This window comes from Cupriavidus sp. UBA2010 (assembly GCF_002335265.1).
Lineage (GTDB): Bacteria > Pseudomonadota > Gammaproteobacteria > Burkholderiales > Burkholderiaceae > Cupriavidus > Cupriavidus metallidurans.
In genome coordinates this window covers 22,455-32,522 of sequence record NZ_DDCI01000027.1, presented here as the reverse complement: position 1 = coordinate 32,522, position 10,068 = coordinate 22,455, and the positions used below count along the sequence as shown (strand labels likewise).

The following is a 10,068-nucleotide window of genomic DNA, read 5'->3' as shown; positions in this document are numbered from 1 at the left end:
GTTTTGCTTTTATGCCGCGCGGTTCGAACGCAGGCCGTAAAAGCCCCCTCCGCAACTCTCCAGACCGTTGCCACGGCAGGCACCCATACGTATGATTTGCCGCCATGACTTCCGAGATTGAGCCCGCACCTGCTGAAGAAACAACCTGGTTTCTCTATTTGCTCGAGTGCGAAGGCGAATCCATCTATACAGGTATTACCACCGACGTTCAGCGTCGATATGCTCAGCATCTTGCTGGAATTGGCGCAAAGTACACGCGTTCTCGCCGGCCGCTGAGGCTGCTTGGATGGCTTGAGTTTTCGACGAAGTCGGAGGCCCTAAAGGCCGAGATCCGAACAAAACGCATGAGTGCGGCGCAGAAGCGCGACTTCTGCAGCCAACTCCGAACAACGTATCCATAGAAGAAAAGCCGGCAATATGCCGGCTTTTTCTTTCTTCACGTGTGATCGAGCGTCAAACCACGATCAGCGTCACGTCGATGTTGCCGCGGGTGGCATTCGAGTACGGGCACACTTGGTGAGCCGCTTCCACCAGTTTCTGCGCGGCTTCCTTATCCAGGCCCGGCAGAGAGATCTTCAGTTCGGCCTGAATGCCGAACCCCTGGGGAATCTGGCCAATGCCGACCGCGCCATCGATCTTCGCGTCAGGCGAGATTGCAATTTTCTGTTGCCCTGCCACAAAGCGGATTGCACCCAGGAAACAGGCCGAGTATCCAGCCGCGAACAGTTGCTCCGGATTCATGCCGTTGCCACTACCACCCATTTCCTTTGGCACTGCCAGCTTGACGTTCAACTGGCCATCCGAGCTTTCGGCTCGGCCATCGCGGCCACCGGTTGCGGATGCGTGAGCGGTGTAGAGGACTTTTTCGAGTTTCATTTGAATACTCCAGGTTTTGCCCAGCGGGGGCGGGCTAGTCAAAGGTCCCGGCTTTTGCCGGTCAATCATCAGTCCGTGCGCCTTCCAGCGTGGACCGCAGTGCATGAAGACGCGACGTCAACGACTGAATCTCGGAGACCGAGCATTGCGTCGCGCACAGCAATTTCTCCGGAATGCCTACCGCCGAGGCGCGAAGCCTCCGGCCTGCATCCGTCAGGTTCACAAGGACACGACGCTCATCCTTGGCGTCTCGTTCGCGTGCTACCAATCCTGCTGACTCGAGCCGCTTGAGCAGTGGAGTCAAGGTGCCTGAATCGAGTGTCAGCCGTGTGCCCAGCTCCGAGACCGTTAGCGTGTTGCTTTCCCAGAGCACAAGCATGACCAAGTACTGTGGGTATGTAAGTCCAAGCTCACTTAAAATTGGCTTGTAGATCTTGGTCATCGCCAACGAAGTTGAATACAGGGCAAAGCACAACTGTTGGTCCAGCAAGAGCCAGTCGTTGCTTGATGCTTCAGTTCGGGAGGGAGTTGTCGTATCGCGCATGAACATATCTTATACACAATTAAATTGTGTGCAATATAAACTTTGCATCGAACCTATAGAGATTAGCTGCGCGCCGTGCGCGCACAAGAGCTAACGAGAAAAAGTAATCAAAAATGCACTCGCGGCCTGAAGCTAACCTGGCCGTGAACTGACCGTGTTCTTTAAGTCTGGCTTAAGTGTGGCTGCTTACCATGATTCCGTCGCGCCAAGAAAATCGTCGGCGCCATGGACCATCGAGAAAGGAAAGCACCATGATTCGTCAGACTCTCGCCCGCTCTGCTGTCGGTGTCGCTGCCTTGGCTGCCCTTGCCGGCGGCTACGCGTATCTGCAGAAGGATGCGATCACCCCGGGATACGCCGCACAGACCCCGGTCACCGCAAGCGCAGGACCGATTGCAGTCGCCACGCCAACGGATTTCTCGAGCATCGTGGATCAGTATGGCCCAGCGGTCGTGAACATCAGCGTGACCGCGCGCGCGCAGCGTACTTCGGCACAAGTGCCACAGGGCGTCGATCCGGATGACCCGCTGTTCCAGTTCTTCAAGCGATTCGGCCCGCAGTTCCAGGGGCCGCAGAATGCGCAGCCGCAACTGGTGCGTGGACTAGGCTCGGGATTCATCGTTAGCCAGGACGGTCTGATCCTGACGAATGCGCACGTGGTCGACAACGCTACCGAAGTCACGGTGAAGCTCACGGACCGGCGCGAATTCAAGGCCAAGGTGTTAGGCAGCGATCCGCAGACTGACATCGCGGTGATTCGCATCGATGCAAAGAACCTCCCCACGGTCCGGCTGGGCGACCCGTCGAAGACCCGCGTCGGTGAGCCGGTGCTTGCCATTGGGTCCCCGTACGGCTTCGAGAACACGGTCACTGCCGGTATCGTCAGTGCCAAATCGCGCTCGCTGCCCGATGACACCTATGTGCCGTTCATCCAGACCGACGTTGCGGTGAACCCCGGCAATTCCGGCGGTCCGCTGTTTAACCAGCGCGGCGAAGTGATTGGCATCAACTCGCAGATCTACAGCCAGACTGGTGGCTATCAGGGCCTCTCGTTTGCCATCCCGATCAACGTAGCGACCAAGGTCGAGGAGCAACTCGTAGCCCATGGCAAGGTCACGCGCGGCCGTCTCGGTATCTCGGTCCAGGAAGTGAACCAGGCCCTCGCGCAGTCGTTCAACTTGCCGAAGCCTGCGGGTGCGCTGGTCAATTCGGTGGAGCCGGACAGCCCTGCGGCGAAGGGTGGTGTGAAGGCTGGCGACGTGATCGTGCAGCTCGGCGATGACGTCATCGACCATTCCGGTGATCTGCCCGAGCATGTGGCCGACCTCAAGCCGGGCACCGAGACGAAGCTCAAGGTCATCCGCAAGGGGCAACCGCTGATGCTGACGGTCCAGGTAGGGGCGGTGAAGGAAGACGCCCTGGCTCAGAAGGGTAGCGGTGGTCAGGACGGCGGGCGCCTGGGTCTTGCGGTTCGTCAGCTGACGCCCGCGGAGAAGCGCGACAGCGGCATAGACGGCGGCCTCGTGGTCGAAGACGTGACGGGACCCGCTGCGCGAGTGGGTATCCAGCCGGGCGATGTCATCCTCTCGCTGAACGGCACGCCGATCTCTTCCGCCGAGCAATTGCGGGCGCTGGTGTCCAAGTCTGGCAAGCAGGTGGCACTGCTGGTACAGCGTGACGATGCGCGGATTTTCATCCCGCTCGACCTCGGCTGAGCGAGTGCGAGGAAGTGGTTTACGGTCCTCGCAAGACGTATACGGGACGTATACCGTAAACGGGTATACGTCCCGCAAACCCTTGCCAGAAGCGGATTTCCGGGAGACAAAACACACCAAAACCGTGTTTGAACGGGTATGATCTCGACTGCGATGCATGAAGCGTGTGGTGATATTGCGATCACCACTTCTGGTTCTTGCTGAATCGACAGAAGAAGGAAGTCTATGCAGTTGGATTTCGCCCGCGCCCCCACCTCGCCGGCTACTGACCTGGCACGGCGGCTTGTGCCAGCCGTCACGAAGCCGACACCGCGTCGGCGCAAGAAAGAAGCTCCGCCGCACTGGGAACGGGGCTATCGCTCACACTACTATCGCAACGAACGCGGCGACAAACTCGGTGAAGTCCGCTTGTCCGACCGTGGCGATCTCCCTGTGGTCTACCACTGGGCAGCCGGCAACTACTCCGGTGCAGAAGGCTCGCTGGCCCATGCGCGTGCCCGAGTGGAAGAAACGGTAGGCTTTGGCATGCGCCAGTTGTCGCTGTTCTAAGGGCGAGCGCAACCTGCGCACGCCTGATCGATGTGATGGCGATCCGCCGCCATTGCCGCGCTGTCGCCAGCGCAAATGCAGTACTCCTCCCGCCTTTCCTGCCTGAGCAAGGCACATTCCCTGGCTAGTCGAGCCGACGCTGTACCAGCATGAAGACCGCAGCCGCCAAGGCGAGCACGGCAATCAATCGATAGAGATCCTCGCAGGCAATCAAGCGCGCCTGTTGATCCACCAGGGCCGCAAGTTGTGCGAGCGCGCCTGCATGGGCCTGGCCCGGCTCGAATCCGCGTGCTGCCAGCGCAGCCTGCATAGTGTGCATCCATTGCTCCGTTTCGGCTGGTCGCTGCCCCAGAGCATGCACCAGGCTCGTATGCACTGCGAACTGCCGGTTCTGCAGCAGGACAGCACCCAGCGCCGATGCAAACGAGCTGGCGATCTGGCGGATCAGGTTCTTGCTGCGATACCCATGCGCGAAGTCATCGCCGGCCAGTGAGCCGAATGTCAGGCCAGCGATCGGAATGATGACCATCACGCCGAAGAGCCCCTTGCCGATCAGTCCGACAATGAGCGCCGGGGGGCCGACGTCCGGCGGCATGAAGGAGAACCATGTCATCGCCCCAGCCATCAGCAGCAATCCCGTCGTCATCAGCGGCTTCTTGTGTTTCAGCTTGCGTGCCACGCGCTGATACACCCAGATGCCGACCAGACTGATCGTCGCGGCGAACGTGTTCAGCCAGCCGGTGGTGGCCAGCGGAAACCGCAGCGCCTGCTCCGCGTAGATCGGGAACACATAGGCGGCGAGGTTGCTGATCATGTAATAGACGAAGTACATGGTCAGGCCGGTCAGGAAGACGGGCTGGTACAGCGCACGCAGGTGCAGCACGGGCTTTTCGTGGTGCCACTGCTGCCACAGGAATACGGTTAGCAGCGCCAGCGCGAGCGCGGCGATCAGCGCAACGCGTATCGGATGCGAGAACACGTCGAAACGGGCTTCCGTCAACGTTGCCTGCAGTGCGACGATCGCGACGCCGAACAGCAGCAGTGGACCGAGCCCGGGTCCTTCCACGTCATCGCGGGCTTCCGCGTCCGGGAGCAACAGCCAGGCGCCGATCGTCGCGAGTGCCGCAAACGGCAGCACGCCATAGAAGACGTCCTGCCAGACACCTCGATCGACCAGCTCCGCGGCGAATGCGGGGCCCAGCGCCGAAGCGCTGAAGATGCCGAGCATGAAGATGCGCGAAGCCCTCACACGGTCGGTCTGGCTGAACATCATGTTCACCAGGATCCGGCAGCTCGTGAACAGCGCGCCGCCCCCAACGCCCTGCACGAAGCGGGCCCCCACCATTTGCGTCAGTCCGGTGCTGGTGGCGGCTGCGAGCGTGCCCGCCATGAACAGCAGGAGTGACCCGGTCAGGTAGTAGCGATATCCGAATCGCCGCGCGAGCCAATGCTGCGTCAGGATCATCAGCATGCTCCCGACAGCATAGGCGGCCTGGACCAGCGCGAAGCTGCGCGGGTCCGCGTCGATGCCGCCGATGATATGGCTCGACGCGAACACGAACATGATGTTCTCGAGAAACTCGACGCCGGTAGCCAGGCCCAGCAAGATCATGAGCAACGTCTGCCGCTGCTGGTGGCTGAGCAGGCGCAACCACCTCATGCGGGCGCGCAGCCGATGCCAGGGGTCTGCCTGTGCGGTCACGATGCGTTCGCTCCCAGTGCGGCCAGATGCTGATGTAGCCGACCGAGATCGCGTGTGACGGCTGCCAGACCGGTCTTGCCGATGGGGGCCCAAGCTTCGGCGTAGGCGGCATGGACTGTCGGTGCGGCACGTTTGAGCAAGTCGTGGGCGGCGGGGGTGAGGATGAGCTCGAGGCTGCGCCGGTCGTGCTGCGAAGCCTTGCGCTGGACCAGTCCGCGCGTCTCGAGCCCGTCGATGAGGCGGGTCATCTGAGTGCGTGTGGCATCGATCGTCAGTCCCAGTTCAGACGGTATGGTCGGCTCCATGGCGTCGATCCCCAACATGCTGATGACGAGGTACTGGTTCAGGTCGAGATCATGTACGGCAAGCGCCCGTTCGATATGCTGGCGCAGCAGCCTTGCCGACCTCAGCAATAGCCGCGATGCCAGGATCAGGTCACGGGGCGCTTCCGGATACTCCGCGCAAAAGCGATCAATGCGACGCTCGAATGACATGACTGTATGATTTCATCTGTAATAGTTACGGATGAAACTATATGCGGCGTGCGGACCTTTGGCAAGGTGAAGCGTGAAAGGACTGATTACCGCAATGCCTTCGACAGTTCGCGCAGTGATATGCGCAGCCGGCCAATGACTTCGGTCTGCTGCTGCGTCGTCGGGGCGCCGTAGCGCCATGCCACGTAGCCGTTGGTGAACGCCTGCACCGCGGACGCCGCGCGAGGTAGCACTGCACAGGCGCGAGCGCTGTAGTCCCGCGGCCCTTCTGAGGTATCACGTACGCAGCCGTGCCGCGCCAGCAGCCCACAGAAGCGGTCATAGAGTGTCTGGACCGGATCGGCACGCCGGCGCCGCAGCCAGAGCGGCAACAGTGCGAGCAGACTCAAGGCGGCCAGCCCGCCGACCAGCACCGACGGCAACTTGCCAGCCAGCCCAGCCTGCTCCATCAGTTTTCCTTGCTGGACACGGTCGTACTGCAATACCCAGCGCTGCCACGTATAGCTGAGACCATCGAGACCCCAGCGCAGATCACGCAGCCAGCCCGGTGCCCGCAGATCACGCAATGCTGGGATTTCGTCGCCAGCCAGCGCCGCGTCGACGCCCTGCTCGACCCGGCTGGGTGCGACGGCACCAGTGGGGTCAACGCGAACCCAACCACGCTGTGCGATCCAGACCTCCGCCCAGGCATGGGCATCGGATTGCCGAATCACATAGTGCCGTCCGACCGGGTTCAAGTCTCCGCCCTGATAGCCAGCCACCACACGCGCCGGCACGCCGGCTGCCCGCATCAGGAACACAAAGCTGCTGGCATAGTGCTCGCAGAAGCCTCGGTGCGTTTCGAACAGAAAGCTGTCGACCTGATCTTGGCCAAGGGGCGGTGGAGACAGCGTGTAGGCGAACGGTGCCGCAGCGAAGAGCCGGAGGGCCGCCTGCACGCGCTGCCACGGCTCCGGGTATTCGTTGGCCCACCGCGCAGCCAGTTCGCGGCTGCGCGGATTGCCCTCCGGCAGCGCCAGGGCCCGTCGGAGCGTGCGCTGGGTCAGCGGCTCGGGTACCGCCCCAAATACGGATCGGGCGCGATAGCGCAACGGCCGGTCGACGGGGAGGTTCGTAAAGAACTCGTTATCGATGGAAATCTGCGCATTGAGGTTCGCCGAAATGGCCTGACCACGATCGAGCACGTACAGCCACGACGCCTGCGTTGGCTCGAGCGTGATGTTGTACTCGTGCGCGCCCGGTGCCGCCGAACCTGCAAAGTCGCTGTCGCCGATATCGTCAGGCAGCCCGTCGGCCGGACGCACCGATCGGGACCGGGCCGGCCGCCAGGTCTCGCCGTCGTAATCCCAGAGCACGAACGCGCGCCAGTATAGCGAGGCGGGTGACGGTGCCTCTCCGACGAAGTCGACGCGGAACGCGACGTCGGGCGAACGGATCAATTTGCCGATACTGCCGGGTTTCATCGTGTCGCTGATACCGGTGCGACCGATCGGCTCCGTTTGCGGCAGGCGCCACAAGGGATGGTCTAGGCGCGGGAACAGCACGAACAGGAACACCGCCCACGGTAGCCCGAACAGCGCCATGCGTCCGAGCAACGGCCAGATCGCCAGTCGGCCACGCGCTTCGGGGTGGTGCAATAGCAGCCAGTTGCGGAGGACCCATGCACCGATCGCCATGCTGTAGAGCGCCAGCCAGAATGGCTGATCGGCAAGGTAGAGCGTGAGCAGCAGGTAGAACGAAAGCTGTGTGATGAGCGTGGCATCGCCCAGCGCACGGGTTTCCATCAGCTTGAGCACCACGAAGGCCGCCAGTAGCGCGATGCAGAGTTCGCGTCCCAGATTGCCGCCGGACTGCCAGACCAGCGCGCCAGCCACTACCAGCACCAGTATTGCGGCCAGGCCCACTGTCAATTTGGAAGGCAACGGCGCGCGCCGCTTCCATAGCATCCAGCGCCATGCCAGCAGCAGCACCAGCAGCAGGCTGACCGACACAGGCAGGGTGCGCGCCTGCGGCGCCAGCACCAGCGCAAGCTGGCCGATCAGCATCCCCTGTTCCTGATGGCCGAGGGGCCGGACCGCGACGGTCTTTGCCTTCTTGCTCATCGCGCGCGCCGCTCCGGCCAGAGTGCCAGGGCTTCCAGGCATGCACGCACGTGGGCGGAACCGCGACCCGGCTTGATCTCGACGCCCGGCAGGCGTAACCCGATTTCCGATACCTCACCCGTCATCAGCACCCAGGCACACAGGCGGGACAGCCGCGCTTCCGTGTCCATGGTCGGCGGCAGGGTATTCCAGTCGATCCAGCAACTCGGCTGCTGCGGTGTGTGTCCCGAGCGGGTCAGCCATTTTCCGGTGCGCGCGCTGTGTTTCCAGGCGATGCGATGCAATGGATCGCCGGGCCGGTACCTGCGCAACTGATCGATCCCGTCGTCAGCCGCGAAGCTGGCCGCGCCGTCGTCGGCATCGTCGGATTGAGGGTGCAGGGGTAGCGGAGGCGGGCTGGCTTCCGGCGCGGGATAGACAATGGTGGCAAGTCCCAGGTCGGCATAGCTCCAGACGCGGAAGAGGCCGAACGGAAACCGGCTGGAAAGCGTGACGCGTGGTAACGCCAGTCGTCCGCGCCGGATGGCGGAGAGTCGCACCGGTAACGTGCCACTGGAAACGCCGTCGAGGGTGAGGGCGGCCGTTTCTGTACTGGCATCGGATAGCGGCGTGCGGGCCTCGATCCCGATTCGCGCGGCGGCATCCTGGTTATCGACGTGCAAGGTGAAAATCGCGCACTCACCGACGAATGCCGGTGTGACAGGTCCGGCTGACACGCGCAGATCGAGCAGATTGCGGTAAGCCATCCACATGCAGCCCATGCCGATGCCGGCCAGCAGGAATGTCAGCGCGAAGCCGAGGCTGATCGCATAGTTCAGCGATGTCAGCAGCATGGTGGCCAGCAGCACCGAAAACCCGATGCCGCCGCGTGTCGGCAGGATGTACAGATGCCGGCGGTCGAGCGTGACAACACCGTTGACGGGCGCGCGCTTGCGGCGCAACCACGCGGAGAAGCGTCCCGGCGTCAGGCCAAGGTGATCGGGCGCGGGAAGGGCTGGCCGCGTGGTCATGGGGCGGGGGTGTGTCCGATGACCTCAGGGAATTGCGACGCTGGCCAGCAGGCGAGCCAGTGTATCGGCGCCCTGGTTCAGCGCGACCTGACCCGCGGGCAGAAGCCGGTGCGCGGCCACTGGCTCGAACACTGCCTGGACGTCCTCCGGCAAGACCATCTCGCGCTGATCAAGCAATGCCCAGGCGCGCGCGCAGGCCAGCAATGCGAGTCCGGCACGCGGGGAAAGCCCGGTCACGAAGCTCGATTCGACACGCGTGGCCTGCACCAGCGCAAGCACGTAGTCCACTAGTGCCGGGCTGGCATAGACTTTCTCCACGGCGGTCTGCAGGGCCACGACCTGATCGGCGTCCATGACCGCCTCCGCCTCGTCCTTAATCGCGCCGCCGAGATACAGCACGCGTTCGAACGCGGCGTCGGGATAGCCAAGCGATATCCGCATCGTGAAGCGGTCGAGCTGCGATTCCGGCAGCGGATGGGTGCCGATCTGCTCGAGCGGATTCTGGGTGGCGATGACGAAGAATGGGGCCGACAGTGTCTCGGTGATGCCGTCATGTGTGACCTGCCGCTCGGCCATGGCTTCAAGCAGCGCGCTCTGGGTCTTGGGTGGCGCACGGTTGATCTCATCGGCCAGCACGACCTGCGCGAACACGGGGCCGTGATGAAAATGGAACTCCCCCGTCTCGCGCTTGAAGATCGACACGCCGACCAGATCGGCGGGCAGCAGGTCGCTCGTGAACTGCACCCGCTGATATTGCAGCCCGAGCGTGCGGGCCAGCGCATGCGCCAGGGTGGTCTTGCCGACCCCGGGCACGTCCTCCAGCAGCAGGTGACCGCCAGCCAGAATGCAGGCCAGGGCGAGCCTGACCTGGCGCGGTTTGCCCAGCACGATACGACCCAACTGGGTTTGCACCTCGGTCAGCGAGGCGGCGATCTTGGGTCGGGCAGTCACGATGGCGCTCTTTGGGGTCGGGTTGGAGGCAGTGGCCGGATTCTTGCCGTCGGCCGCGCAAGGGTCCGGCCATTGTAGCGGCGCACGGGTCGCATCGGACAGTGGGATTCCGCACGTAGGGGGGT

The 10,068-nt window shown here is 62.9% G+C and carries 10 protein-coding genes; 3 read left to right on the top strand and 7 right to left on the bottom strand.

Annotation, left to right across the window (positions count from 1 at the left end; genetic code table 11):
• The first annotated feature begins 104 nt into the window (after nucleotides 1-104).
• Entirely contained in the window at nucleotides 105-401 is a 297-nt protein-coding gene (locus tag B2246_RS21605; RefSeq protein WP_286880688.1) for a GIY-YIG nuclease family protein, read from the top strand.
• A gap of 52 nt (nucleotides 402-453) precedes the next feature.
• Here the strand turns inward: B2246_RS21605 and B2246_RS21600 are convergent, their stop codons facing one another.
• Together B2246_RS21600 and B2246_RS21595 are read right to left on the bottom strand one after the other, a co-directional pair.
• Nucleotides 454-876, bottom strand: a complete 423-nt coding sequence (locus B2246_RS21600; RefSeq protein WP_286880690.1) for an organic hydroperoxide resistance protein — start codon at nucleotides 874-876, stop codon at nucleotides 454-456.
• A gap of 61 nt (nucleotides 877-937) precedes the next feature.
• The gene (locus tag B2246_RS21595; protein ID WP_286880691.1) at nucleotides 938-1,426 is read right to left on the bottom strand and encodes a MarR family winged helix-turn-helix transcriptional regulator; all 489 of its coding nucleotides are present in this window, start codon (nucleotides 1,424-1,426) and stop codon (nucleotides 938-940) included.
• Between the two features lie 245 nt (nucleotides 1,427-1,671).
• Between B2246_RS21595 and B2246_RS21590 the strand changes: the two genes are divergently transcribed.
• Both B2246_RS21590 and B2246_RS21585 read left to right on the top strand, forming a co-directional pair.
• Entirely contained in the window at nucleotides 1,672-3,135 is a 1,464-nt protein-coding gene (locus B2246_RS21590) for a DegQ family serine endoprotease (RefSeq protein WP_286880693.1), read from the top strand.
• Between the two features lie 225 nt (nucleotides 3,136-3,360).
• A complete protein-coding gene (locus B2246_RS21585) occupies nucleotides 3,361-3,684 on the top strand; it encodes a hypothetical protein (RefSeq protein ID WP_008646914.1) in 324 nt (107 codons plus the stop codon).
• Nucleotides 3,685-3,808: 124 nt separating this feature from the next.
• On the opposite strand, the gene B2246_RS21580 is transcribed toward B2246_RS21585, so the two are convergent.
• From B2246_RS21580 to B2246_RS21560, 5 genes are all read right to left on the bottom strand, one after another.
• Nucleotides 3,809-5,386, bottom strand: coding sequence for an MFS transporter (locus tag B2246_RS21580; protein WP_186426712.1), 1,578 nt, complete (start codon nucleotides 5,384-5,386; stop codon nucleotides 3,809-3,811).
• Nucleotides 5,383-5,880 (bottom strand): MarR family winged helix-turn-helix transcriptional regulator, encoded by a 498-nt coding sequence (locus tag B2246_RS21575; protein WP_186426713.1) that lies wholly within the window; start codon nucleotides 5,878-5,880, stop codon nucleotides 5,383-5,385. Before B2246_RS21575 ends, B2246_RS21580 begins: the two co-directional genes overlap by 4 nt.
• A gap of 86 nt (nucleotides 5,881-5,966) precedes the next feature.
• Nucleotides 5,967-7,982 (bottom strand): transglutaminase TgpA family protein, encoded by a 2,016-nt coding sequence (locus B2246_RS21570; RefSeq protein ID WP_286880697.1) that lies wholly within the window; start codon nucleotides 7,980-7,982, stop codon nucleotides 5,967-5,969.
• Nucleotides 7,979-8,992, bottom strand: a complete 1,014-nt coding sequence (locus B2246_RS21565) for a DUF58 domain-containing protein (protein WP_286880699.1) — start codon at nucleotides 8,990-8,992, stop codon at nucleotides 7,979-7,981. The genes B2246_RS21570 and B2246_RS21565 overlap by 4 nt, the downstream gene beginning before the upstream one ends.
• Before the next feature lie 24 nt (nucleotides 8,993-9,016).
• Nucleotides 9,017-9,943: an AAA family ATPase gene (locus B2246_RS21560; protein ID WP_008646904.1), complete on the bottom strand. Its 927-nt coding sequence runs from the start codon at nucleotides 9,941-9,943 to the stop codon at nucleotides 9,017-9,019.
• Nucleotides 9,944-10,068 lie beyond the last annotated feature (125 nt).